Here is a 25536-nt window from a genome sequence, read left to right as displayed (position 1 = left end):
CCTCGGTTAATCTGCCGGCGATAGAAAGCGGCCGGATGGACCGCGGAACCGGACGCATATGCTGTCACATGACCAGATCTGGGGAGCGATCGACGGGCTTGCCGAACGGCATGACCTGACGCCGTCGGGTCTTGCGCGGCGGGCGGGACTCGATCCGACCTCCTTCAATAAATCCAAGCGACTTTCGGCGGATGGACGCCTGCGCTGGCCTTCGACGGAATCCATCGCCAAGGTGCTGGAGGCGACGGGGGCGAGCATGGAGCAATTCATGGGCTTCATGCGGCCGGCGGGTGCCGCCGCCGCCAGCTTGCCGGACGGTATTTTTGCGTCGCGGGGAAGCTCCATTCCCCTGCTCGGCTTTGCGCAGGCGGGCGCTGGCGGCTTTTTCGACGATGGTGGCTTTCCGGCAGGTCAGGGCTGGGACGTGGTGGAATTTCCGGCTGGTCCCTCGCAGAAGGCTGGCGTCTATGCGCTGGAAGTGCAGGGCGAGAGCATGATGCCGCTCTATCGCGACGGCGATGTGCTGATCGTGGAGCCCGGCGCGCAGGTGCGCCGCAACGACCGTGTCGTCGTCAAGACACGCGAGGGCGAAGTCATGGCCAAGGTGCTGTTGCGCCAGAGCCCGCGCTCCATCGAGCTGTTGTCGCTCAATCCCGAACATCCCAACCGGACGATCGAGCTTTCCGACGTCGAATGGATTGCCCGCATCATCTGGGCCAGCCAATAGGAAAATAATCCATGCGCCCTGCAGCCTTCATCACAGGTATCGCGGGGATGGCGATCGTGACCGGCCTGCTGCTGGCCGGGCAAGCGCGGCTCAACAGCGGTGACGGAGCGGCACCTGACGCAGATGCCGGAAGCGTGACCGCCGAGTTGCCCGATGCGGATACCGATAGGATGAAACCGCCTGCATCGCTCACGGACGAGGATGCGGCGTTGATTGCCCGGGCAACAGAGCCTGCGGCAGCCGAGCCGGGCGCGGCCCCCTCCCCGCCTCCCTCCGGAAATGCGACAGCGAACGAAACGGCGCAGAGCGAAGCGGCACCCGCCGAGACGTCGCCGGCCACAGCTGCTGGAAAAGATAGTGTTGAGCTGTTACGGCCGACGGTGGAAAACGCCGGCCTCCTTTCCTTCGGCAAACGCCGGCTGCAGATTACCGGCATCATTGCGACGCCCGCCGACAAGAGTTGCGGCTCCGAGGGCAAGCAGTGGCCGTGCGGCATGATGGCGAAGACGGCGCTGCGGCTTTTCCTGCGCAATCGCGCGATCGATTGCGACCTGCCTTCCGATGCATGGAAAGACATGGCAAGCGCCGCCTGCCGCCTGGGGCAGCAGGATATCGGCACATGGCTGGTGGAAAATGGCTGGGCGGAAGCACAGCCGGGCTCGCCGCTTGCCGCCGCCGGTGAAAAGGCAAAGCAAGCGAAGGAAGGCATTCACGGCGAGGATCCGCGCCGCAGGCCGGCGGCGGTGCCTAGACCCGAAACCGCCGCTCCCTTGTAATAGAGACCGCCAATTCCTAATCTCCGCTCATCGAAGAGGGAATCAGACATGAACAAGCCGCTTTCCGCCCATGACGCGCTGATCTATGTGATGGTGATGGCATCCGCCGTCGACAGCACTATGAACGACCGGGAAATGGAGAGGATCGGCCAGCTCATCGGCTTCCTGCCGGTGTTCCGCGATTTCGACGACGACAATCTGATTTCCATCGCCCGTGACTGCGCCTCGCTGCTGGCCGGTCCGGAAGGGCTGGATGTGGTGCTGGAGACCGTTCGCGACACGCTGCCTGCCCGTCTCTACGACACCGCCTATGCGCTGGCAGTCGAAGTCGCCTCCGCCGACCTTTCCGTCAAGGCCGAAGAATTGCGGCTGCTCAGCCTGCTGCGCGACCGTCTCGGCCTCGACAAGCTGACCTGTGCTGCCATCGAGCGCAGCGCAATCGCCCGTTTCCGCAAGGGTTAAAGCATGTCGCGCAAAAGTGTGCAGCGGTTTTGCGATAACGACATGCGAAAACAAGAACCTAAAGCGCGACAAGCGAATCTTGGAGATCGCGACGCGCTTTAGTAGAGACCGTAAGGGAAATAACGCAGATAAATCTCCTGCAGGCGGCCATTGCGCGAGAGCGTTGCCAGCGCATGGTCGATTGCTGCCGTCAGCACACTGTCGTTCTGGCGCAGCATGATCGTCATTCCCTCGCCCAGGAAATGCTCCGACATATAGGGACCGTCGAACAGGGCACAGCATTTGTCCGAAGCGGGCGACGCCACCCAGAAGGAAAGCTGCAGCGCATCGGCAAAGGCAGCATCGACCTTCCGCTCCTTCAAGGCCGTCAACAGCGCTTCCTTGTTGTCAAAAGGCTGAGCCTTGATGGCCGGGAAAAAGGCCGCGAGCATCGCCTCGTGAACGGTGCCCTTGACGATGCCAACGGAATGGCCGGCGAGGCCGGCAGCCGTCGTTCCGGTCACGGCGGCCGCCGTGTTGCGCACGAAGCGGGCCGGCAGCATCAGATAGGGACGGGAGAAGAGGAACTCGCGGCGCAGCTCCGGCGTGACGGCAAGGCCTGCGATGACGGCATCGCCCTGCGAGCCGGCAAGCGCCTTCTGCAGGTCGGCGAAGGGCAGCGCCTGGATCTGGCACTTGTCCGCAATCTCCAGCTCGGAACAGATCTCGCGGGCGAGATCGACGTTGAAGCCGGAGAGCTTGCCGTTCTGGTCCGTAAAATTGAAGGGCGGAAAGTCCACCGAGGTCAGGAAACGCAGGCGCACGAGCGAGGAGAGGTCGGGCTTGGCCAGGCGTTCACGGGAATCGAAGAGCAGCGGCACGGACGAGCCGGATTGCTGCGCAAAAACAGAAAAAGCCGAAAGCAATACAATCGAGACCAGGCAAAGGATTAAAATTCCTCCGGAAGCCAGAAACGCCGGTTTAGACTGCACCATTATGACCTGCCTAGAGATTACACGCGAGCCTGCCGCTCGGCCGAGATGTAACAGAATCAACCCCATCGGGGAATATGGCCGAGCCGCGTCGCAAGCAGCGAAACGAAAAGGCCCCGGTCCTCAAAGCGGCCTCTTCAAGAGCAAGCCCCTATACAAGCCGCCCGGACATTCAGCATAGACTGTATTTTTGCAATCTATACGGGGATAACAACCGAGCCCCTGAAATTAATAGGAATCGCACGCCCCCGTTAGCTTGGAATTAAGCAATATCCCATCTTATTTGTCGCGACGACATCGACCCCTCCGGCCGACCGCATGATGCACATGTCGAACCTCTTAAGGTATCCCCCAGCGCAATACCGAAGAATCGTTCTACAATAAATGATTTCAAAAGCACCGGGTCCGCAACACGCTCGGCCAATCGGGTAACTCCATGCTGAAACATCTGAAAATCCGCACAAAAATCATATCGGTCGTGGCGCTCCTAGGGCTCATCACGATAGCCGGACTGATCTATGTCATCTCCGAGTTCCGCCGAGCGGACGCGGCCTACAGCGCCTTCATCGATCATGAGGCGCTGGCCTCGATGCAGAGCGCGCGCGCCAGCGCGTCGGCCGTCGCCTCGGTGCTGCAGGTGAGCCTGCTTGCCAACATGAAGCCCGATACGCCGGCATTCCAAACGGCACTCGCTACACCGAGCAAGCTGCCGCAGGCACGCGATCGCATGAATCAGGCGCTGACGCTTGTGCCCAGCCGCAAGGCCGCGATCGATGAAATCCAGGCCGGCATCGATGAAATCGAAACTCTGGCGAACAAGATCGTCGAGCAGAGCAAGGCCAAAGACAGCGCCGGCGCGCTGGCGAACGTCGCTCTGATCAATGCCAAGCTCAACGCGCTGACGCCGAAGATGATCGCCAACAACGATGCGATGATGGCGATGCTCAATGACGGCGGCGACGCGCTCTCGGCTTCCGTCAACGATCGCATCAACCTCTGCTTTGCCTTGATCGGCCTAGCCGTCGTCAGTGCCATCGGTCTCAGCATCGTCGTCGCCCAGATTGGCATCACGACCCCTATGGCAAAGCTGCGCGAGCGCATGACCGGCCTGGCAGAGGGTGACACGGACAGCGAAATCGCCGGCCTCGACCGTCGCGACGAAATCGGCAAAATGGCGGAGGCCGTCTCGGTCTTCCGCGACAATGCGATCGAACGCATACAACTCGAAGCCCGCGCCGAAGCCGATCGCAGCCTCAGCGACAGCGAGCGCCGCGAACGCGAAGCACAGAAAGCCGCGGAAGCAGCCGATCTGGAACGCGCGGTCAATGCACTCGGCGACGGGCTGCGCCGGTTTTCGGCGGGCGACCTCGTCTCGCATATCGAAACACCTTTCGTCGCGCATCTCGACGCGCTGCGCCAGGACTTCAACAACTCGGTCGAAAAGCTCAACGAGACCATGAACACGGTCGGCTCCAATGCCCGCGCCATCAGCGCCGGCGCCAATGAGATCCGGTCGTCCGCCGACGAGCTTTCGAAGCGCACCGAGCAGCAGGCCGCTTCCGTCGAAGAAACGGCAGCAGCCCTTGAAGAAATCACGACGACGGTAAAGGACGCGGCAAAGCGGGCCGAAGAGGCAAGCCAACTCGTCGCCCGTACTCGCCTTGGTGCCGAGAAATCCGGCGACGTCGTCCGTAAGGCTGTCGCTGCGATGCATCAGATCGAGCAGTCCTCCGTCGAGATCAGCAATATCATCGGCGTTATCGACGATATCGCCTTCCAGACGAACCTCTTGGCGCTCAACGCCGGTGTCGAAGCTGCGCGCGCCGGTGAAGCCGGCAAGGGTTTTGCGGTCGTCGCCCAGGAAGTCCGCGAACTTGCCCAGCGCTCCGCAAACGCCGCCAAGGAAATCAAGGCGCTGATCACCACGTCAGGCACGCATGTGCAGACTGGCGTCTCGCTCGTCGGCGAAACGGGCAAGGCGCTTGATGCGATCGTCCACGAGGTGCAGGAAATCAACCAGCACGTCCACGCGATTGCCGAAGCTGCCCGCGAGCAGTCGATCGGACTGCAGGAGATCAATACCGCCGTCAACAGCATGGATCAGAGCACGCAGCAGAATGCGGCGATGGTCGAGGAATCCACCGCGGCAAGCCACAGCCTTGCAACGGAAGCGACAGCGCTCAACAACCTGCTCGGCCAGTTCCGCCTGACGGGCACCGGCGGCTTCGTTGCAAGCGCGCCGATCCAGACGACATCGACCGCATCGCGTGCTGCCGCACGGCCGGCCGCCAGAGCCCCGGTGCGTGTTGCCGAAAGCACGGCACGCCCGAAGGCTTCGCCAGCCCGCGCGCTGGGCCAGAAGCTCGCCAGTGCCTTCGGCGTGAGCAATGCCGCCGCCCCTGCCAGCAACCAGGAAGCCGACTGGACGGAATTCTGAGCAAGAGATTGATCGAATGAGAATGGGCGGCTCCGGCCGCCCATTTTCGTTTCAGGTCTCTGTTCAGAGTGGTGGACGCCAGCCGACTTCGACAAGAATGTTGCCGGGCGCGGCGCAATAGAAGAGCCAGCCGCCGCGAATAGCGGAAGGCGGTCCTGAAACAGTGGCGCCGTCCGCTGCCAGGCGGCCATGAAGCCGGTCGACATCGGACCTTTCAGCAAGGATAAAACCGAGATGATAGGTTTGCCACTCGAGTTCGACCTGATCGGCGCCGGCGAATTTTGACAACGGGCGACTGAGAACGACCTCCGTGCCTTGGTCATCGTAGAGGATCGCCCGGCCGACCCGTTCGCTCATCTCCCGCAATTCCAGACCGAAATAACGCAGGAAGAAATCCGCCGTAGCGGCGATATCGGGCACGTAGAAATCAAGATGGTTCAAACGCATGACTGTCTCCTTTGAGAATAAAATCCCGGAGGAGTACGTCGTCTAACGCTCCGCATGCCGCCGGGACCCCGCATTCGCATGCAGGCCACGTCGCGGGTTCTCGTGTGAAACACGGAGCAGAGCTTCCCATGATGGGAGGGACCGGGCTTACCTTATCCGGTCCTGCCTTTTTCGACATTGCCGCTTTAGCAGATCGAGCCGAAAGCGGCAATAAGGTCGGTCGAGGGGCTTCAGAGGAGCGAAGTCAGACCGATGGCGACCGTTACTAAAGCTCTTCTCGAAGGGTTGAAGACATGCGTGCCGTTTGTGTCATGAGCTTTCCGCGATTTGCGGTACAATGACACCGTGCCGCGGACAGAAAGGCTCCGGATATGAAACTGATCGCATTTAGCCTCATCGGCGCGCTGGCGCTCGCCGGCTGCACCACCGTCGACTATACCGGCCCCGGCATCGAGCCCATTCCGGGCAGCATCACCTATAACGGCCAGCCGCGCACGAAACTGACAAAGTCGCCGATTGGATCGACCTTCCCGCACAATTTCATCGACCAGTACGGCCGGCAGGTCGAGGAAACCTATATCATCCGTCCGGACCGTTCGCTGGCGATCGCGCACCGCCAGTACCGACCGATCAATATTTTCGGACGCGATTGAGGAGGGAAGCTGGAGCGGGCGAAGGGAATCGAACCCTCGTATTCAGCTTGGGAAGCTTCGAGCAAAATCAAGGCGGCGTTTCACTAAAGCTGCCCCTCGCCGGGTAAACTCGGCGAGGGTTTGAAACGCGGAGAAAACGGGATACTCAATCAAATCGGCTTTCGAGTATCTTTCCCCAAGCATCGAAAATTAGCTTGAATGCCGCGAAATCCTCAGACGGGAAGCCGTGTACTAATTCCGCGAATTCGTTTTTGTATCCGTCTTTGAAGAATGGGGTCTCTTGACCAAGCGCCAAACCAGTGGCTCCAAGCATATGGGTCGGTATCCGCAAGGGATCGAAAAGAAACTCTATCGAAAGGATGGAACGTCCCCCGAGATCTACTGATGCATAGTCCTTGCGGAAGGATGGAACGGGTAACAGCATTGCCCAGCTAGCGCCATTTGCGTGTCGCTTTAGAAGTCCCGATCCAGCGTCCTGTAGCGTGGTAGACGCTCTTTTCCAAAGACCTTTCCATTGATCATACGCTGTATCAAAATCAAAAAGGCCCACAACAATTCGGCCTTTCAGCTTCGTACTCAGCTGATCATCGGCAAGCGTCGTATTTAGGTTTTTTACGCCAAGTGCCGCTCGCGCTTCGAAAGGCCGCGTTTTGCCAGGATAGAGTTTTTCCCATGCGGTATAGAGGATACTAGCGTCACTTTCGCCTTCAGTTAGCACCAGCATTGGCTTAGTCGCTGCGGCCAGGAACCCGTCGATATTAAACGCAGCAACCGCTTGGGAGCGCTGTATCCCGGGGTAAACAGGCGCCTCCATCTCCGAGACTGTTCCGTCGGCAAAATTCTTCTGTAGAATTACGGTTTTGGCATTTGCTGCTCCGTGAACAATGAAAGGGGAATGAGTCGCGATCAAAATCTGTGGACGCGTCCCATCGCTTTTGGTCAACAGAGTCTCATAAAAACCAAGAATGCGAGCCTGCCATTCTGGATGCAGGCTAAGTTCTGGCTCATCGATTAGAACGATAGCGTTGTCTGTGGCTGCCAAGTCTCTGAGCAAAAATCCGGCCCGAAAAACGATCTGCTTTTCTCCCGTGCTAAGATTGTCGATTGGCGTCGTCCGACCAAACTCTTCAAACTCGATTATCAACTTTTGCTCATGGCGGCGGACGCCTCTAAATCGCTTGGTCGGAAACATATATTCGAACGCTCGGCGAAACCGTGCAAAACGGGGTTCTAGCGTTTCACGAGCTGGTGCTTGGCCCGGGTTGTCTCCGACCCACTGCGCGACGTCTTCAGCGTCAGCTGCCCTGATATCGACTAGGAGCTGCGCAATTTCTGCTCCGCCGCCAGCCCTTGACACCCTGACTTCTGTGTCGATGGACAACGCCGTAACGGCATCGGGGCTCCCACCTTGAAATGACGTCTCGGCCGGGCTGTAAAACGTCTTAAGAAGCCCCCTGAACTGAGCATTATCCAACCACCTATTGTGGGTTATGGGGCGACCATCTGGGTGGTAGACCGTGAAGAAATAAGCCTTGTTGAGGTCCGGCTCCGTCGAGCGCCACAGCAGCAAAAGCTCTCTTGCACCGATTGGAAATCCTTGAAAAAGGCCCGCTAACTTTGACGCTTCGCTGTCCTCCAGGATTATTCGAAGCTCAACGTCACCTAGATTCCTGTTATAGCTTCCCTGAAAGCAGAGGTATAAGGCTTCAAGGATAGCGGTCTTGCCCGATCCGTTCCCCCCAGCAAGCACGATAGTGTTAAACGGCACTCCGTTCTGATCAGTAAAGTCTAGTTGGAGGTCTCCGATTCCGGGATGGCCGGAGAAGCTGAAGGTTTTGATCTTCATTTTTGGAACTCAGTCGGTTGGAAATACGGAACGAGGCAACTTAGAGTTATTGCTGAAAAAACATTACCGCATCGTCAACTCACGCCGGATGCAATTTTCAAAATTCCCAACTCGCCAATCTAAACTGGTGAGCACACCCTTGGTAAGGGTGAGGTCGGTGGTTCAATCCCACTCGGCAGCACCAGTTTTCATCAATAAAATCAGACAGAAATCTGTTGGTTATAGTCTGGCCAATCAGCGCAAAACGGCATAAGACTTCGGAACAGATCGCGAATTGCACCGACGCTGCCGGCGTACCCAACAATGTCTGGTCTATGGATACGCGCGCAGGCGCCGTTTCGGAGACCGTCGAGGCAACGGGGTCGCTGGAAATGGCCAGCAATCTGGCCACTCACACGACCGTCAAGATGACGAAAAAGTACAGCCGCGGCGACGGACTTGAGCAAAATCGCAAAATTGCCGAGGCCCGCGCCGAGTCACGCAAGTGAAACGCCGATATACTTAAGTTATTGAAGTTGCTGGAGCGGGTGAAGGGAATCGAACCCTCGTATTCAGCTTGGGAAGCTGCTGCTCTACCATTGAGCTACACCCGCCAACCGCTTGAGACTTCCAACAGATGGCCGCCGCTGTCAAGTCGCGGCATTACCGCACGTCAAATGCGGAAATGCTTCGAAAGCTTGAGGCCCTGCGCCTGATAGTTGGAGCCGAGACCCGAACCATAGAGGCTCGACGGCTGTTCCTGCATATGCTCATAGATCAGGCGGCCGACGATCTGGCCGTCTTCGAGGATGAAGGGTACTTCGTGGCTGCGCACTTCCAGCACGGCGCGGCTGCCGCGCCCGCCGGCGGGCGCATGGCCGAAGCCGGGATCGAAGAAGCCGGCATAGTGGACGCGGAATTCGCCGACGAGCGGATCGAAGGGCGTCATTTCCGCCGCATATTGCGGGGGAACATGCACGGCCTCACGCGAGACGAGAATGTAGAATTCATCCGGATCGAGGATCAGCTCGTTACGGCCGCGGCTATAGAGCGGCTCCCAGAAATCGAAGATATCGTGCTGAGCCTTCTTGTCGACATCGACGACGGCCGTGTGGTGTTTGCCGCGATAACCGATCAGGCCTTCATCGTCGCCCGTCAGATCGATCGACAGCGCGATACCGCCGCCGGAGACGTTCGGCTGCTTGGCGGCGACGAGCGTTTCCGTTGCGTGCAACTTCAGAAGCTCGGGCTCGCCGAGAACCGAGTGGCCAACACGGAAGCGGATCTGCGACAGGCGCGAGCCGCGGCGCACGACGATGGGAAAAGTGCGCGGGCTGATTTCGAGATAGAGCGGGCCGGAATAGCCGGCCGGGATTTTGTCGAACTCCTGCGCGTAATCGGTGATGACGCGGGTGAAGATATCGAGCCGGCCGGTCGAGCTTTTGGGATTGGCCGAAGCCGACATGTCGGCCGGCAGATCGAGGCGCTCCATCAGCGGCACGATGTAGACGCAGCCGGTTTCCAGCACCGCGCCTTCGCTGAGGTCGATGACATGCAGGCTCAGCCGGTCGAGCTTGTCGGAGACGAGATGGGACGGGCCGGGCATGAAGCTGGCGCGGACCCGGAAAGCCTTGGCGCCCAGCCGCAGATCCAGGCTTGCGGGCTGGATCTGGTCACGATCCAGCTCGCGCTCGCTTTGAAGACGCCCCGTTTCAAACAGCGCGGAAATCGCGCGGTCGGCCAGAATTCCAGTATCGCGAGCCATCATGCTCCATCCTAATTTGCCGCCGACAAAACCAAAGTCGGGGAATTGACGCAAGCGCAGAACGGCAGTATTGCAAATTTATCCCGTGGTGATTTGGCCGGTCGGCTTGCAGCCACGTTAAATAAGTGGCTAAAAAGACCGGGTTGAAAACCGGTCTGCATTTGCGGCCGGTTTTTTTGTTGTTTGAAAGTGGTGATGGCATGAGCAAGACCTGGCGCCCGGCAACCCAACTCGTCCACGGCGGAACGCTGCGCTCGCAGTACGGCGAGACTTCAGAGGCAATCTATCTCACGCAGGGTTTCGTCTACGATACGTCCGAAGCGGCCGAAGCGCGCTTCAAGGGCGAGACCGAAGGTTTCATCTACGCGCGCTATGGCAGCCCCACCAATGACATGTTCGAAAAGCGCATGTGCGCGCTCGAAGGCGCTGAAGATGCCCGCGCCACGGCTTCCGGCATGGCCGCCGTCACCGCCGCCATTCTCTGCCAGCTGAAGGCCGGCGATCACATCGTTGCAGCGCGTGCCCTCTTCGGCTCCTGCCGCTGGGTGGTCGAGACGCTGGCGCCGAAATACGGCATCGACTGCACGCTGGTCGACGGCCGCTACCTCGAAAACTGGGAAAAGGCGATTACGCCGAAGACCAAGGTGTTCTTCCTGGAAAGCCCGACCAACCCGACGCTGGAAGTAGTCGATATTGCCGGTGTCGCCAAGCTCGCCAACCAGATCGGCGCCAAGGTCGTCGTCGACAACGTCTTTGCAACGCCGCTCTTCCAGAAGCCGCTGGAACTCGGCGCGCATATCGTCGTCTATTCCGCGACCAAGCACATCGACGGCCAGGGCCGCTGCCTCGGCGGCGTGGTTCTCTCCGACAAGGAATGGATCGACGAGAACCTGCACGACTATTTCCGCCACACCGGCCCGGCCATGTCGCCCTTCAATGCCTGGACACTCCTGAAGGGTATCGAAACGCTGCCGCTGCGCGTCAAGCAGCAGACGCAGAATGCGGCTGATATCGCCGATTTCCTCGCCGATCAGGGCAAGGTCGCCAAGGTCATCTATCCCGGCCGCAAGGACCATCCGCAGGCCGATATCATCGCCAAGCAGATGTCGGGCGGCTCGACGCTCGTCTGCTTCGAGCTGAAGGGCGGCAAGGAAGCGGCCTTTGCGCTGCAGAACGCGCTTGAGATCGTGAAGATCTCCAACAATCTCGGCGACTCCAAGAGCCTGATCACTCATCCGGCCACGACGACGCACAAGAACCTGACGGACGAGGCCCGCGCCGAACTCGGCATTTCGCCGGGCACGGTGCGCCTCTCGGCCGGCATCGAAGACACGGATGATCTCCTTGAGGATTTCGCCCGCGCGCTCGCCAAAGTTTCGGCCTGATCATCAAACCACGGCCGCGGAAAGCACCCCGGCCGTGGCATTTGCCTTGAAATTAACACTGAGAGTTAGGCTTAATGAACGAAAGACCGCCTAACCGGGGTGGCGGGGCCGCGATCACTGTCCCGTTTCTTGACGGATGGGGCCTCTTATAAGATACGGGTAACATATCTTGACTAAGGTGTAAGGCATGTATCGCGCCCTCACACGAGACATCGAAGTGGTTGTCGAACCCTTTTATCTGGAGGAGCAATCCGATCCGGACGACGATCGTTATGTCTGGGGTTACCGCGTCGTGATCGCCAACAACTCCGACATAGCCGTGCGTCTCGTCAACCGCTACTGGAATATCACCGACCAGAACGGGCAGATCGACGAGGTCAGCGGCCCCGGCGTCGTCGGCGAGCAGCCGCGGCTGCAGCCGGGCGATACCTATGAATATTCATCCGGCTGTCCGCTGGATACGCCATCCGGCCTGATGTTCGGCCACTATCAGATGGAGACAGACGAAGGCGAGTTGTTCGATGTCGACATACCCGCCTTCTCCTTGGATTCACCCGGCCTGCTGCGGGTACTCAACTGATCACTCCGCCGGTGCAACCTCGTTCACCGGGAAGCGATAGGTGGTCGAGCAGAATTCGCAGGTCACGGCAATCTCGCCGTTTTCCTGGCTTTCCTCTACTTCCTCGGCACTGAAACCCTTCAGCACGTTGCCGATCTTTTCCCGCGAACAGCTGCAACGGTCGAAGACCGCGCGCGGGTCGTAGACGCGCACGCCGCGTTCGTGGAAAAGGCGGAACAGCAGGCGTTCAGTGCCGACCAGCGGATCGGTCAGTTCATCGGCATCCACGGTTTCGACGAGCGAGCGGGCTTCCGCCCAGGCATCGTCCTCGAGATGAGCGCGTTCGCCCGTATCGCCATCGCCGCCGTGAAGATCGGCCTGACGCATACGCTCCGGCGCTTCCGGCAGAAACTGGGCAACGAGGCCCCCTGCCCGCCAGCGGTGACGCGGCTTGCCATGATCGTCACGATCGAAGAGCTCGGCGGCGGCAAGGCGCACACGCGTCGGGATCTGCTCCGATTGGCGGAAATAGACGCCGGCAATGTCTTCCAGCGAGGTACCGTCAAGTGCCACGATGCCCTGATAGGGCTGGCTGAACTTGCCCTGGTCGATGGTGAAGGCGAGCACGCCCTTGCCCAGAAGCTGTTCCGGCTCGGTTTCACCTGCCGCAATCGCCTTGTCGAGCAGGGCCTGATCGAAGCGGGCATAGGCCCGGACGTTTTCCGGCGTCGAGAAATCGGCGACGAGCAGATCGACAGGGCCGTCGCTCTTGGTCTGGACGGTAAATTTGCCGTCGAACTTCAGCGATGTGCCGAGCAACACCGTGAGCACCACCACTTCCGCCAGAAGGCGGGCGACGGGCGTCGGATAGTGATGGCGTTCGAGGATCGAATCCAGCATCGGACCGAGCTGGACGGCGCGACCGCGCACATCAAGCCCTTCGACTTGGAAAGGGACGACATGGTCATCGCCGGCGAAATCGAACTCGCCGAGGGCGGCGGCAGCTTCTGCCATGGCTTTCACTCCTGTTTTGTCAGAGCAGCCGGCTAGCGCGCCGGCTGCTTGCGCAGCCGCGAGTTTTGGACTCGCGACATCCGATTATGGTTCAGATCGCGCCCAGGCACCAAGCAAGAATCGACTTCTGCGCATGAAGACGGTTTTCCGCTTCATCGAAGACCACGGATTGCGGGCCGTCGATCACCTCGTCCGTCACCTCCTCACCGCGGTGAGCGGGAAGGCAATGCATGAACAATGCGTCTTTGCCGGCCTGCGCCATCAAATGCGCGTTGACCTGATAAGGCTGGAAGACATTGTGACCGCGAGCCCGATGTTCCTGATTCATTGAGACCCAGGTATCGGTCACCACGCAATCGACGCCGGCGACCGCACGGTCAGCATCATGGTAAAGCATGATTTCGGCGCCCTCATTGCGGGCCCAATTCAGATAGTGATCCTTCGGCTCGGAACCAAGGGGTACGGCCATGTTCATGCGGTAGCCGAAACGGGCGGCTCCTTCCACCAGGGAATGCAGCACGTTGTTGCCGTCGCCCGTCCAGGCGATCGTCTTGCCCTTGATCGGGCCGCGATGCTCTTCGAAGGTCATGACATCGGCCATGATCTGGCAGGGATGGGTATCGTCCGTCAGCGCGTTGATGACGGGCACCGTGGCATGCTCGGCGAGCTCCAGCATACGGCTGTGCTCGGTCGTGCGGATCATGATCGCATCGACATAGCGCGACAGAACCTTGGCGGTGTCGCCGATCGTCTCGGCGCGGCCGAGCTGCATTTCGGTACCCGACAGGAACAGCGTTTCGCCGCCGAGCTGGCGCATGCCGACATCGAAGGAGACGCGGGTTCGGGTCGACGGCTTCTCGAAAATCATGGCCAGCATCTTGCCGGCGAGCGGCTTGTCAGCCGTACCGGCCTTGAATGCCTGCTTTCGCAGCTTGGCGTCATCCATGATGGTTCTGAGGTCGGATGTGGTGACTGCGGAGAGATCGAGGAAGTGTTTGGGGGAAGCCATCGTTCGTTACCTGCTACGCCCGCCAGCGGGCGGGGCATTGTCCTTTCAAGCGGTCTTCTTGACCTTGGCGGCGCGGATGCTTTCGGCGGCATGCTCGATGCGGGAAATCCCTTCGCGCGCCTCCTCTGCGGTTACGACCAGCGGCGGAAGCAGACGGATGACGTTGTCGCCCGCTGGGATTGCCAGAAGATGTGCTGCGCGGATCGCCTGTAACAGCTCAGCCGAGGGAACAGCGGCCTTGATGCCGAGCAGCAGACCTTCGCCCCTGACATCCTCGATTACGTCAGGATAACGATCCTTGAGCGAGGCAAGGCCCTGACGGAAGATGAGGGTAACATCACGCACATGCTGCAGAAAGCCGTCGGCCAGGATGATATCCAGCACCGCGCTGCCGACAGCCATGGCAAGCGGGTTGCCGCCATAGGTTGAGCCATGCGTGCCGGCCTTCATGCCCGAAGCAGCCTCTGCCGTTGCAAGGCAGGCGCCGAGCGGGAAGCCGCCGCCGATACCCTTGGCGATGGCCATGATATCAGGCGTGATACCCGACCACTCATGGGCGAAAAGCTTGCCGGTGCGGCCGACACCTGTCTGGACCTCATCGAGGATCAGCAGCAGGCCGTGCTCGTCACAGAGCTGGCGGAGCGCTTTCATGAATTCTGACGTCGCCGGGCGGACACCGCCCTCGCCCTGCACGGGCTCGATGAGGATGGCGGCCGTGTTTTCAGTGATCGCGGCGCGGACAGCCTCGATATCGCCGAAGGGCACCTGGTCGAAACCGGGGGTCTTCGGGCCGAAACCTTCGAGATATTTCTCCTGGCCACCAGCGGCGATGGTCGCCAGCGTCCGGCCGTGGAAAGCGCCTTCGAAGGTAATGATATGGAAGCGCTCGGGATGGCCCTTGGAGAACTGGTATCGGCGCGCCGTCTTGATCGCGCATTCCAGAGCCTCGGCGCCGGAATTGGTGAAGAACACCTTGTCAGCGAAGGTGGCATCCGTCAGCCGCCTGGCAAGCTTCTCCTGGCCGGGGATCTCATAGACGTTCGAAAGGTGCCAGACCTTGTCAGCCTGATCCTTGAGCGCGGCCACGACATGCGGATTGCCATGCCCCACTGATGTGACGGCAACGCCTGCTCCGAAATCCAGATATCGCTCGCCGGTTTCGGTGATCAGCCAGACGCCTTCACCTCGCTCGAACCGCAACGGGGCACGAGAATAGGTGTCATAAAGCGGCGAGGCTTCAGCCATGGCGCGATCTCCTGATCAGGTTCCGGGGCACCGGACTCCGGCTAAGAAAACCAGGTCCGAAAAATTAAAAATGCCGCCTTTCGGCGGCCTGAACCACTATTTACTTTTCGCACTGCAATGTCAACAAAACTGAGGATTTAGCGCATGCGTCAAGCCCGTATTCGGCTTTACAGGTCTATCAACAGCTAATGTTGCAGAAATGACTCTCCCGGGAAGCAAGTTGGGGAAAACTACGAATTCGGATTCATCGGATTCCTGCGACTCTTGTCACAGAGTCAGGCTCACACTAGGTTAAAGTTCAATTACTAGACTGCATGCGGCGGAACTAGTCACCAAAATTGATCAGGCGTTTCTTGCTTCGGAGGCTTCCGGGGCAACGGTGAGGGATTCTGCCGTCACCAACGCGAAAGGCGGAGACAGGGCAATGAACTGGACAGACGAGCGTGTCGAGAAGCTCAAGAAGCTTTGGTCGGAAGGGCTGAGCGCCAGCCAGATCGCTGCGCAGCTTGGCGGCGTCAGTAGAAACGCTGTCATCGGCAAGGTTCACCGGCTCAGTCTTCCCGGCCGCGCCAAGGCCGGCGGCACGGCAACCGCTGCGCGTGCACCGAAGCGCAATACCTCGGCTCCCCGCGCCCCGAACTATGCGTCTCGCATCACCACCCGCACCGTTACCCGCCAGCAGGGCGCAACTGTCCTGAAGGAAGAGATCGAGATCGAAACGGTCGAGGAAATGGAATATGTGCCGGCCAAGAACGTGGTCGTGCCGATCTCCCGCCGCCTCGGCCTGACGGAACTGACGGAGCGCACCTGCAAGTGGCCGGTCGGCGATCCGATGAAGGACGACTTCTACTTCTGCGGCTGTGACTCCCCGGATTCATCGCCCTATTGCAACTATCATCAGCGCATGGCCTACCAGCCGGTGAGCGAGCGCCGCAAGGCAGTCCGGGTCGGCTGATCTGCGATTTTCCAACAGACGCAACGTACCGTCACCCCTCCTCGCCGATGCGCGGAGGGGTAATTTTTTTCTGGGATAGCAGGGCTGGAAAACGGCTCGTGGCCACGACTATCTGCCGGAGACTGATCCTTGCCGACCGTTCACCATGCAGCCAACGCCATCAAGGCGTTTCAGCCCTCAACAGGCATGGAAGGCGGTCATGGCGCTGTAACGCAATTTTCTGATACAGATGCGGTATTCTCGTCGAGCAGCGCGGCGAAAACAGTCGCTTAGGGGTGCCAATGGAGATCGATCCAAAGCAGATGACAATGGGGTTCGTCGGGACGGGCACGATTACCGAGGCCGTCGTCACCGGATTGGGCAAGACAGCGTTTCGCGACACACCGATCGTGCTGTCACCGCGCAGCGCAGGCGTCGCCGCCCGCCTTGCGGCGGCAAACCGGAATGTAACGATCGCTGTGGGCAACCAGGATGTTCTCGACCGCTCCGATCTCGTATTTTTGGCAGTGAGGCCGCAAATTGCCGAGGAGGTCATCCGCTCGCTCCGATTTCGGCCGGGCCACCATGTCATCAGCTTTGTCGCGGCCACGCCCATGGATCAATTGCTGGCGTGGATCGATCAGCCGGTTCGCCTGAGCCTGGCAATTCCACTTCCGTTCGTCGCAGATCTCCAGGGGGCGACCGCGATCTACCCGCCCGACGAGGTTTCCCACACCCTCTTTTCGGCGCTCGGAACGGCGATCCAGGTTGAAGACAAGCAGGAGTTCGAACTTCTCGCGGTGGCGAGCTGCCTGATGGCCACCTATTTCGGCATCCTGGACGCGACGTCGACCTGGCTACAGAGCAAGGGGCTCTCGGGAACGGCTGGCGACGCCTACCTCCGTCAATTGTTTTCCGGCCTCGCCCATGCTGCCCGTTCAAAACCTGTCGCGAGTTTCGATGAACTCATCGACGAGCATTCGACCAAGGGCGGATTGAATGAACAGGTGCTCGAAGACTTTCGCGCGTTTGGCGGCGCGGCGGCTCTGCAAAAGGCTCTTGATCGAATTCTTGTGCGCATCCGTCTGTAGAAGGCAGATCCTCTCGAGGTTGGCTTTCGGCGCCTGGTGTCGGCTTTCACAAGAAGCTGGGGGTGCCGAATAGACAAACGGGCCGCCCGGCAAGCGAGCGACCCGTCTGGACCTCCGATCACTCGGATCAGGCTTCCATGGAATATCCCGCGCCACGAACGGTGCGGATGACATCCTGCATGTTGGAGAAGTTCAGCGCCTTGCGCAGGCGGCCGACATGGACGTCGACCGTGCGCTCGTCCACATAGATATCGTGGCCCCAGACGCCATCCAGAAGCTGCGAGCGGGAGAAGACCCTGCCCGGCGACGACATCAGGAATTCGAGCAGGCGGAATTCGGTCGGGCCGAGGCGGACTTCGCGGCTCTTGCGATGAACGCGATGGGTTTCGCGATCGAGCTCGATATCCCCGCACTTCAGAACGCTGGAAAGAACCTCCGGACGAGCACGACGCAGCATCGCCTTGACGCGGGCAACGAGTTCCGGCGTGGAGAAGGGCTTGACGACATAGTCGTCCGCGCCAGTCGAGAGACCGCGAACGCGTTCGCTCTCTTCGCCGCGCGCCGTCAGCATGATAATCGGCAGACGTTCGGTCTCCGGCCGCATGCGCAGCCGGCGGCAGAGCTCGATACCGGAAACACCCGGCAGCATCCAGTCAAGGATGAGCAGGTCCGGCGTGCGCTCCTGAAGCCGGATTTCGGCCTCGTCGCCACGAAGGATCGTATCCACCTCGAAACCTTCCGCTTCGAGGTTGTAGCGGAGAAGCACGCTCAGCGCCTCTTCATCTTCAACAACTGCAACTCTTGGGATCATGCGTGTCAGTCTCCTAATGCATGATCCTTAAACCGGGGGTGATTTAAGCAAGGGATCATGCAGGAACTCGGAATTGGCTGCACTTAAAGCGTGTCGCGATCATTCGGATTCGCTGCCGCGCTTTAAGCTTTTTTCGCATGTCGTTATCGCAAAACCGCTGCACACTTTTGCGCGACATGCTTTGGCGCGCCCCGCATGGGACGCGCATGCAATCGGCGGATCAGGATTACTCCGTTACCGCACCGACGGTATTGGAGCTGTCGTCCTTCGGACGCTCGCCCTCCGGCTGGGCGCCGGTCGCCATGTAGTAGATCGTCTCGGCGATGTTGGTCGCATGGTCGCCGATGCGTTCGATGTTCTTGGCGCAGAAGAGAAGATGCGTGCAGCTCGTGATGTTGCGCGGATCTTCCATCATGTAGGTCAGGAGTTCGCGGAACAGCGAGGTGTACATCGCGTCGATCTCGTCGTCGCGTTCGCGGATGGACTTGGCCTTGTCAGCGGACCGCGTCGTGTAGACGTCGAGCACTTCCTTGAGCTGGACGAGCGCCAGTTCGGAGAGATGCTCGAGACCGCGGGCGAGCTTGCGCGGAACGCCGGTGCTTTGGACGGCGATGACGCGCTTTGCGGTGTTCTTGCCGAGGTCGCCGACGCGCTCGAGGTCGGCGGCGATGCGGATCGAACCCATGATCTCGCGAAGGTCGGAGGCCATCGGCTGGCGACGGGCGATCGTGACGATCGCCTTGTCGTTGATCTCACGCTCGGCGTGATCAAGGATCACGTCGTCGGAAATGACCTTCTGAGCCAAGGCGGTATCGCCGTTGACCAGGGCGCGAACGGCCTCGCCGACCATCTGTTCGGCAAGGCCCCCCATCTCGGAAATGCGCCGGGACAGGAATTTCAGATCGTCGTCATAGGCGGAAAAAATATGTGTCGATGCCATGGGGCGTTGTCCTCGAAAATCGGGAAGGCTTCACATCGCCAAAATCAGCCGAACCGGCCCATGATATAGTCCTGGGTGCGCGGATCGTCCGGATTGGTGAACATCTTGTCGGTATCGTTTTCCTCGACCAGGTTGCCGAGGTGGAACATGGCCGTACGCTGCGATACGCGGGCGGCCTGCTGCATGGAATGCGTCACGATGACGATGGTGTAGTTTTCACGCAGCTCGTGGATCAGCTCTTCGACCTTTGCAGTCGCGATCGGGTCGAGCGCCGAGCAGGGCTCGTCCATCAGGATGACCTCCGGGCTGACGGCGACAGCGCGTGCGATACACAGACGCTGTTGCTGACCGCCGGAAAGGCCGGTACCCGATTCATGCACGCGGTCCTTGACTTCGTTCCAGAGGCCGGCGCGCTGCAGGCTCGTCTCGACGATCTGGTCGAGGTCTGCCTTGGACTTGGCGAGGCCGTGGATGCGCGGGCCGTAGGAGACGTTCTCATAGATCGACTTCGGGAACGGGTTCGGCTTCTGGAACACCATGCCGACGCGGGCGCGGAGTTCGACGACGTCGATATCGGGATCGTAGATGTCATCGCTGTCGAGCGTGATCTTGCCGGTGACGCGGCAGCCGTCGATCGTGTCGTTCATGCGGTTCAGCGAACGCAGGAAGGTGGACTTGCCGCAGCCCGACGGGCCGATCAGGGCGGTCACCGTGTTTTCGCGGATGTTCAGATTGACATCGAAAAGCGCGCGCTTCTCTCCGTAATAAACGGAGACATCCTGACCGATCATCTTATACGGGACGTTGTTCATTTTCTGGTCCAGCGCCTTCTCGACTGCGGCTTCCGTCAACATGTTCATGATCTTTACTCCGTTTACCAGCGGCGCTCAAAGCGACGACGCAAGAGGATAGCTCCGAGGTTCATGACGATCAGGAACAGGAGCAGGACGATGATGGCACCCGAGGTTCTTTCCACGAAGGCGCGCTCGGCTTCGTTGGCCCACATGTAGACCTGCACCGGAAGTGCGGTGGAAGGATCGAGCGGCGTGGTCGGCGCCTGGGCGACGAAGGCGACCATGCCGATCAAGAGCAGCGGCGCGGTTTCACCGAGTGCGTGGGCAAGGCCGATGATCGTTCCGGTCAGGATGCCGGGCATTGCGAGCGGCAGCACATGGTGGAACACCATCTGCATCTTCGAGGCACCGAGGCCGAGTGCGGCCGCGCGGATCGACGGCGGCACGGCGCGCAGAGCCGCGCGGGTGGCGATGATGATCGTCGGCAGCGTCATCAGGGTCAGCACCAGGCCGCCGACCAGCGATGCCGAACGCGGCAGGCCGGCAAAGTTGATGAAGACCGACAGGCCGAGCAGACCGTAGACGATCGACGGAACGGCTGCGAGGTTGTTGATGTTGACCTCGATCAGGTCCGTCAGCTTGTTCTTCGGCGCAAATTCCTCGAGGTAGATCGAAGCGGCGACACCGATCGGCAGCGAAAGGACGAGAACGATCAGCATCAGGTAGAGCGAGCCGATGAGAGCGACGCCGAGACCTGCAGCTTCCGGACGGCTGGAATTGCCGTTGACGAAGAGGCCTGTGTTGAACTGCTTGTGGAGAGCGCCGCTCGCCTTCAGCTCGTTCATCCAGGCAACCTGCTTGTCGTTGACCTTGCGGTTCTTCTCATCGACCGTAAGGTCGATCTGGCCCTTGTTGGCGCTGTCGATATTGGCGTCGGCCAGCACCGTCACATTGACGGTCTTGCCGATGATCTGGGGGTCGGCGACGACCATATCGCGCAGCTGAATGGGCGCACCCTTGGACAGCATGGCGGAGGCATCGCGCACGTCAGGACGGCTCGAGGCATTGATGCCGAGCTGCTTGACGATCGCATCACGCAGCAGAACCGGATAGTTGGCGGCGATCAGAACCGAAGGATCGGTCGCGCGCTTGTTATCGGGGTCGATCGTCTTCTCTGTGAACTCGATCGGCAGCGTGATCGCGGTCTGCTGGAAGGCGGTATAGCCGTTGCTGATAACCGTCCAAAGCAGAATGAAGAGGAAGACGAGGCCGAATGCTATGGCTGCGATGCCATAGGCCTGGAACCGGCGCTCGGCAGCGTAGCGGCGCTTGATGCCGATATCGCGACGCGCGGGCGCCGTGGAAACGCTGACGCCGGCGACGGGGGAAACAATATTCGTCATTCGTACTGCTCCCGGTATTTGCGCACGATGTAGAGCGCGTAAATGTTGAGGCAAAGCGTGATGCAGAACAGCGTGATGCCAAGGGCGAAGGCAACCAGCGTCTGCGGCGAGGTGAACTCAAGGTCGCCGGTCAGCTGGTTGACGATCTTGACGGTCACGGTCGTCATCGGCTCGAAGGGATTGATCTGGATACGGGCGGCGACACCGGCGGCCAGCACGACGATCATGGTTTCGCCGATGGCGCGCGAAGCGGTCATCAGCAAAGCACCGACGATGCCCGGAAGTGCTGCCGGCAGGACGACCTTCTTGATGGTTTCGGAGCGGGTGGCGCCGAGACCGAGCGAGCCGTCGCGGAGCGCCCGCGGAACTGCGGTGATGATATCGTCCGACAGCGAGGAAACGTAAGGGATCAGCATGATGCCCATGACGATGCCTGCGGTGATGACGCTCTGCGCCTGGATGAAGTTCGCATAGTTGCCGGTCAGGAGACCGCTGATCTGCGCCGAGAAATCACGCAGGAACGGGCCGACGGTGACGAGGGCAAAGAAGCCGTAGACGATGGTCGGAATGCCGGCCAGCACTTCGAGAAGCGGCTTGGCAAGCGAACGCACCCTCGGGGAGGCATACTCGGCCATGTAGATGGCGGCAAAGAGACCGACCGGCACGGCAACGAGCATGGCGACGAAGCCGATATAGAGCGTACCGAGCAGCAGCGGGATGAGGCCGAACTGACCGAAGGAGGAGCTGCCTGCACCGGCAAAGCGCGGATCCCAAACCGTTCCGAAGAAGAAGTCGGCGAAGGGAATGACCGCGAAGAAGCGGGTCGCTTCCGACAGCATCGAGAGCACGATGCCGATCGTCGTCAGAATGGCGATGGAGGAGGCGACGAGCAGCGCCCAGAGCATGACGCGCTCGACACGGTTGCGGGCGCGGAAGCGCGGAGCAACGGAGCGCAGCGCGTAGAAAGCGCCCGCAACGGAGATCAGCAGCACGATCGCCGTCATGATGAGGCGGCTCGTCATGCTCTCCGCGTTCAGGGTCTTTGCAGCGGCGATCATATAGGGCTGCGGCTCGCCGGCGAGCGGTACGCCCTTCTCGCTGAGCTTTGCCTGCAGACCGGCGGGATTGCTCGACAGGGAGGAAACCTCATCCGACGTCAGCAGGTTCATGCCGCGGGCAACCGTGGCGACCATGCTGTAGGCGAGGTCCTGCTGGACGGCCGGTTGCGCCTTCACGTCATCGGGAAAGGTGCCGCGAACGGAGGAGGATATGATGCCGGGGCTGACAGCCAGCCAGGCACAGAGGACGATCAGGGAAGGCAGAACAGCCCAGATCGCGGCATAGGAGCCATAATAGGCCGGCCGCGAATGCAGGGCAGCAGACCTGCCTCCGGAAAGCGCGTTGGCGCGGCTGCGCGCGGCCACATAGGCAACGGCGCCGATCACCACCAGGCACAAGAGTATGATGGATGTGCTCATTCGTTACGTCCCCAGGCCCACAGCCCCCAAAGAGCCCGGCAGCTCCAGGAGCATGCCATCGGCTTCAATATCATGGAGAAGAAGTTCATCCGCACGGCACCTGGCGATGCCGGGCAGATAAGGCGATGCCGGCGCGACACCCCAAGCGTCGCGCCGGCAAAGTCATTACATGGCCTTGCCAGCCTCTACGGCCTTACGGATCGCTTCGCGCTCTGCATCCGGAGCGGCAACGAGACCGTATTCGACGAGCGGGCCATCAGGGCCGATCATCTGGTCGGATACGAAGAAGTTGACATATTCCTTCAGGCCCGGAACGGCGCCGAGGTGCGCCTTCTTGACGTAGAAGAACAGCGGGCGGGAAACCGGGTAGGTGCCGTTAGCGATGGTTTCCGTCGAGGGAACGATGCCGCTCATGGTCGCAACCTTGAGCTTGTCGGCGTTGTTTTCGTAGAAGGAGAGGCCGAATACGCCAACGCCGGTCTTGTTGGCAGCGATGCGTGCCAGCGTTTCCGGATAGTCGCCGTCGATGTCAACAGCAGCGCCGTCCTTGCGAACTGCGACGCAAGCCTTGGTCTGGGCTGCCTTGTCGGTGATTTCCTTGGCGATGACGTCAAGAGCGCCGGAAGCCTTGCAGCCGGCAGCGAGAACGTTCTGTTCGAAGACTTCGCGGGTGCCGTGCTTTTCGCCCGGGATGTAGGCAGCGATATCAACAGCCGGAAGCTTCGGGTTGACTTCAGACCACTTCTTGTAGGGGTTGGCGACGAGCTTGCCGTCAACGACAACCTGGGCAGCGAGGGCCTTGTAGATGTCGGCCGGAACGTAGGCAACATCAGGGTTGGACGAGTCGGTTGCGAAGACGATGCCGTCATAACCGATCTTGACTTCCTGGATGTCCGTTACGCCGGCGGCCTTGCAGGCTTCCGCTTCGTTCTTGTTGATCGGGCGCGAAGCGTTGGCAATGTCGATCGTGTCTTCACCGACGCCCTTGCAGAATTCCTTCAGACCAGCGCCCGTGCCGCCGGATTCGACGACCGGCGTCTTGAAGTTGGTGAAGGTTTCGCCGAAGGACTCGGCGACGATCTTTGCGTAGGGCAGGACGGTGGAGGAACCAGCAACCTGAATCTGGTCGCGGGCAACGGCAACGCCAGCAAAAGCGGCGGTTGCAGCGAGCGCGGCAACAGTAAGTTTAAAGGTGTTCATTTGAATCTCCCGGCATTTGGGCTTGTGTGAGTGCGGCCTCGAAGAGGCCCTCGCATTGCCTTTTTTCATCGGCAGGACTCTCTTAGCGCCTTAAGCGCCCTCCTTTTATGTCAGATCGATGAAACATTTATGACAAGATAAGCTGTTGATTTTAAATGTAAAATATAGCCGCATTAAATTGCTTGCGACATATTGCGTCAGAAACGGACGGTAAACTCCGTTCCCTTGCCCACCTCGGATTTGACGATCAGCCGTGCACGATGGCGCGTCAGAATATGCTTGACGATGGCAAGCCCGAGGCCCGTGCCCTTCTTGGAACGGCTGTCTTCGATGCTGACGCGATAAAAACGCTCCGTCAGGCGCGGCACATGTTCGGCCGGAATGCCGGGGCCTCTGTCGACGACGCTGACCTCCACCGGCTGGCCCGACCCGTTCTTCAGCCAGACATCGACGACTTCGCCTTCCTGGCCGTATTTGCAGGCGTTCTCCATCAGGTTTTCGAAGACCTGGACGAGTTCGTCACGATCTCCCAGCACCTCGACCCTGCCCTCCGGCAGGTGCAGGTTGATCGAAACGCCGACATCCCTTGCGAGCGGCACGAGCGAATCCCTGACATGGCCGAGAAGCGGCACCAAATCCACCTTTTCATCAGGGGCGATATGCGACTTGAGCTCGAGCCTTGATAGAGACAGGAGATCGTCGACAAGCCTGCTCATGCGGGTTGCCTGGTCGAGCATGATGCCGAGGAAGCGCGCCTGCGCCTTCGGATCGTTTTTTGCCGGCCCCTGGATGGTTTCGATGAAGCCGCGCAGCGAGGCAAGCGGCGTGCGCAGCTCATGGCTGGCATTGGCGACGAAATCCGAGCGCATGCGGTCGATGCGGCGCACTTCGGAAATATCGCGGAAGGAGAGGATGTAATAGCGCTCGTCGCGGCCGTCATCATCCTTGAATTCGACCGGAGCGCTGCGAACGATATAGACGCGCTCCGAAGGCAGGCGCTCGGAATGTTCGATCTGGTTCGGCGCGTTGGTGGCGATGGTTTCGCGCACCATGTCCAGCACGCCGGGAGACCGCAGCCTCGCCGATATATGGGAGCCGAGCGCCACCTCGCCGAAGGCCTTTTCAGCCGCGCGGTTCTGAAACAGCACCGAGGCATCCTGCGAGAGCACCATGACCGGGATATCGAGGCCGGCGAGCGTAGCGGAGACCTCCGGCAGGCGGCTCTGAGGCACTTCAGGCTCGGGTTCGACCGGCTCGACGACATCAGGCTTGATGACCGGCGCCTCGTGGAAAAGCGCGGTGACGACCATCATGAGCAGCAGGGCGAGCACGATCCATTTGTTCATGCCCGCGGCAAGCGCCACCAGCGCGCTCAGCAGCGTTGCCAGCAAAACCGGGCGTTCGCGCCGGATGCGCGCCAACAGGCTTGTCGTCCATGACGTTTCGTCTTCCAAAGCGCCCCTCACGGCATCGATTCGTTTTCTTTATATTCAAACTCTGCCTGATAGCCGGCTTTCATGACAGAAGTTTTCCGTTTGAGAAACTTGCGCGAAAAGCCGCAGCCGCGCGGCACCGCATTACGCTTTGCTTACGCAGCGGATTTGATTTTC

24 protein-coding genes, 2 tRNA genes and 1 riboswitch are annotated in these 25536 nt (G+C 60.2%); of the genes, 11 read left to right on the top strand and 15 right to left on the bottom strand.

Annotation, left to right across the window (positions count from 1 at the left end; genetic code table 11):
* Positions 1–58 precede the first annotated feature (58 nt).
* From FHT82_RS08300 to FHT82_RS08290, 3 genes are read left to right on the top strand one after another with little or no spacing between them, the layout of a single operon-like run.
* Entirely contained in the window at positions 59–727 is a 669-nt protein-coding gene (locus tag FHT82_RS08300; protein ID WP_183728284.1) for a helix-turn-helix transcriptional regulator, read from the top strand.
* A gap of 11 nt (positions 728–738) precedes the next feature.
* Positions 739–1503, top strand: coding sequence for a thermonuclease family protein (locus FHT82_RS08295; RefSeq protein WP_183728281.1), 765 nt, complete (start codon positions 739–741; stop codon positions 1501–1503).
* A gap of 48 nt (positions 1504–1551) precedes the next feature.
* Entirely contained in the window at positions 1552–1965 is a 414-nt protein-coding gene (locus FHT82_RS08290) for a tellurite resistance TerB family protein (RefSeq protein WP_007821246.1), read from the top strand.
* A 98-nt stretch (positions 1966–2063) separates the two neighbouring features.
* Here FHT82_RS08290 and FHT82_RS08285 read toward each other — a convergent pair whose 3' ends face one another.
* Positions 2064–2939, bottom strand: a complete 876-nt coding sequence (locus tag FHT82_RS08285) for a transporter substrate-binding domain-containing protein (protein WP_183728277.1) — start codon at positions 2937–2939, stop codon at positions 2064–2066.
* 433 nt (positions 2940–3372) lie between these two features.
* Between FHT82_RS08285 and FHT82_RS08280 the strand changes: the two genes are divergently transcribed.
* Entirely contained in the window at positions 3373–5373 is a 2001-nt protein-coding gene (locus FHT82_RS08280) for a methyl-accepting chemotaxis protein (RefSeq protein WP_183728274.1), read from the top strand.
* A 63-nt stretch (positions 5374–5436) separates the two neighbouring features.
* Here FHT82_RS08280 and FHT82_RS08275 read toward each other — a convergent pair whose 3' ends face one another.
* Positions 5437–5820 carry a VOC family protein gene (locus FHT82_RS08275; RefSeq protein ID WP_183728270.1) on the bottom strand — a complete coding sequence of 128 codons (384 nt, stop codon included), beginning with the start codon at positions 5818–5820 and terminating at the stop codon, positions 5437–5439.
* A 371-nt stretch (positions 5821–6191) separates the two neighbouring features.
* Between FHT82_RS08275 and FHT82_RS08270 the strand changes: the two genes are divergently transcribed.
* Complete coding sequence (locus tag FHT82_RS08270; protein ID WP_183728268.1) at positions 6192–6473, top strand: hypothetical protein; 282 nt, start codon at positions 6192–6194, stop codon at positions 6471–6473.
* 145 nt (positions 6474–6618) lie between these two features.
* Here the strand turns inward: FHT82_RS08270 and FHT82_RS08265 are convergent, their stop codons facing one another.
* On the bottom strand, positions 6619–8319 hold the full coding sequence (locus tag FHT82_RS08265; protein WP_183728265.1) for an ATP-binding protein: 1701 nt from the start codon (positions 8317–8319) through the stop codon (positions 6619–6621).
* Between the two features lie 117 nt (positions 8320–8436).
* Between FHT82_RS08265 and FHT82_RS08260 the strand changes: the two genes are divergently transcribed.
* Together FHT82_RS08260 and FHT82_RS08255 are read left to right on the top strand one after the other, a co-directional pair.
* A tRNA-Thr gene (locus tag FHT82_RS08260) sits at positions 8437–8503 on the top strand.
* Between the two features lie 130 nt (positions 8504–8633).
* Complete coding sequence (locus FHT82_RS08255) at positions 8634–8807, top strand: hypothetical protein (RefSeq protein WP_183728262.1); 174 nt, start codon at positions 8634–8636, stop codon at positions 8805–8807.
* A gap of 31 nt (positions 8808–8838) precedes the next feature.
* Here FHT82_RS08255 and FHT82_RS08250 read toward each other — a convergent pair.
* Positions 8839–8912 (bottom strand) — tRNA-Gly (locus FHT82_RS08250).
* Between the two features lie 59 nt (positions 8913–8971).
* Positions 8972–10066 (bottom strand): 2'-deoxycytidine 5'-triphosphate deaminase, encoded by a 1095-nt coding sequence (locus FHT82_RS08245; protein WP_183728259.1) that lies wholly within the window; start codon positions 10064–10066, stop codon positions 8972–8974.
* Positions 10067–10138: 72 nt separating this feature from the next.
* A riboswitch (SAM riboswitch) is annotated at positions 10139–10217 on the top strand.
* A 46-nt stretch (positions 10218–10263) separates the two neighbouring features.
* Between FHT82_RS08245 and FHT82_RS08240 the strand changes: the two genes are divergently transcribed.
* Both FHT82_RS08240 and apaG read left to right on the top strand, forming a co-directional pair.
* Positions 10264–11448 (top strand): O-succinylhomoserine sulfhydrylase, encoded by a 1185-nt coding sequence (locus FHT82_RS08240; RefSeq protein WP_183728256.1) that lies wholly within the window; start codon positions 10264–10266, stop codon positions 11446–11448.
* Positions 11449–11635: 187 nt separating this feature from the next.
* Positions 11636–12028 carry a Co2+/Mg2+ efflux protein ApaG gene (gene apaG, locus FHT82_RS08235; protein ID WP_183728254.1) on the top strand — a complete coding sequence of 131 codons (393 nt, stop codon included), beginning with the start codon at positions 11636–11638 and terminating at the stop codon, positions 12026–12028.
* Here apaG and FHT82_RS08230 read toward each other — a convergent pair whose 3' ends face one another.
* The 3 genes from FHT82_RS08230 to FHT82_RS08220 all read right to left on the bottom strand — a co-directional run bounded on the left by FHT82_RS08230 (position 12029) and on the right by FHT82_RS08220 (position 15275).
* Positions 12029–13021, bottom strand: a complete 993-nt coding sequence (locus FHT82_RS08230; protein WP_183728251.1) for an Hsp33 family molecular chaperone — start codon at positions 13019–13021, stop codon at positions 12029–12031. It abuts the gene before it with no gap.
* Between the two features lie 91 nt (positions 13022–13112).
* Entirely contained in the window at positions 13113–14030 is a 918-nt protein-coding gene (argF, locus tag FHT82_RS08225) for an ornithine carbamoyltransferase (RefSeq protein WP_183728248.1), read from the bottom strand.
* 45 nt (positions 14031–14075) lie between these two features.
* Entirely contained in the window at positions 14076–15275 is a 1200-nt protein-coding gene (locus FHT82_RS08220) for an aspartate aminotransferase family protein (protein WP_183728245.1), read from the bottom strand.
* Between the two features lie 424 nt (positions 15276–15699).
* Between FHT82_RS08220 and FHT82_RS08215 the strand changes: the two genes are divergently transcribed.
* Both FHT82_RS08215 and FHT82_RS08210 read left to right on the top strand, forming a co-directional pair.
* Positions 15700–16230: a GcrA family cell cycle regulator gene (locus tag FHT82_RS08215; RefSeq protein WP_183728242.1), complete on the top strand. Its 531-nt coding sequence runs from the start codon at positions 15700–15702 to the stop codon at positions 16228–16230.
* 281 nt (positions 16231–16511) lie between these two features.
* Positions 16512–17300, top strand: coding sequence for a pyrroline-5-carboxylate reductase (locus FHT82_RS08210; RefSeq protein WP_183728239.1), 789 nt, complete (start codon positions 16512–16514; stop codon positions 17298–17300).
* A 127-nt stretch (positions 17301–17427) separates the two neighbouring features.
* Here the strand turns inward: FHT82_RS08210 and phoB are convergent, their stop codons facing one another.
* From phoB to phoR, 7 genes are all read right to left on the bottom strand, one after another.
* Positions 17428–18111 carry a phosphate regulon transcriptional regulator PhoB gene (gene phoB / locus FHT82_RS08205; protein ID WP_004672768.1) on the bottom strand — a complete coding sequence of 228 codons (684 nt, stop codon included), beginning with the start codon at positions 18109–18111 and terminating at the stop codon, positions 17428–17430.
* Positions 18112–18337: 226 nt separating this feature from the next.
* Complete coding sequence (gene phoU, locus FHT82_RS08200) at positions 18338–19051, bottom strand: phosphate signaling complex protein PhoU (protein WP_007821274.1); 714 nt, start codon at positions 19049–19051, stop codon at positions 18338–18340.
* 44 nt (positions 19052–19095) lie between these two features.
* Positions 19096–19911, bottom strand: a complete 816-nt coding sequence (pstB, locus tag FHT82_RS08195) for a phosphate ABC transporter ATP-binding protein PstB (protein WP_183728236.1) — start codon at positions 19909–19911, stop codon at positions 19096–19098.
* 14 nt (positions 19912–19925) lie between these two features.
* A complete protein-coding gene (pstA, locus tag FHT82_RS08190) occupies positions 19926–21248 on the bottom strand; it encodes a phosphate ABC transporter permease PstA (RefSeq protein ID WP_183728233.1) in 1323 nt (440 codons plus the stop codon).
* Positions 21245–22726, bottom strand: coding sequence for a phosphate ABC transporter permease subunit PstC (pstC, locus tag FHT82_RS08185; RefSeq protein ID WP_183728230.1), 1482 nt, complete (start codon positions 22724–22726; stop codon positions 21245–21247). The genes pstA and pstC overlap by 4 nt, the downstream gene beginning before the upstream one ends.
* A 165-nt stretch (positions 22727–22891) precedes the next feature.
* On the bottom strand, positions 22892–23926 hold the full coding sequence (locus tag FHT82_RS08180) for a substrate-binding domain-containing protein (RefSeq protein WP_183728227.1): 1035 nt from the start codon (positions 23924–23926) through the stop codon (positions 22892–22894).
* Between the two features lie 197 nt (positions 23927–24123).
* Positions 24124–25347: a phosphate regulon sensor histidine kinase PhoR gene (gene phoR, locus FHT82_RS08175; protein WP_183729203.1), complete on the bottom strand. Its 1224-nt coding sequence runs from the start codon at positions 25345–25347 to the stop codon at positions 24124–24126.
* Positions 25348–25536 lie beyond the last annotated feature (189 nt).

The organism is Rhizobium sp. BK275 (genome assembly GCF_014193555.1).
Classification (GTDB): Bacteria; Pseudomonadota; Alphaproteobacteria; order Rhizobiales; family Rhizobiaceae; genus Rhizobium.
This window is presented reverse-complemented; position numbering and strand designations above follow the sequence as displayed.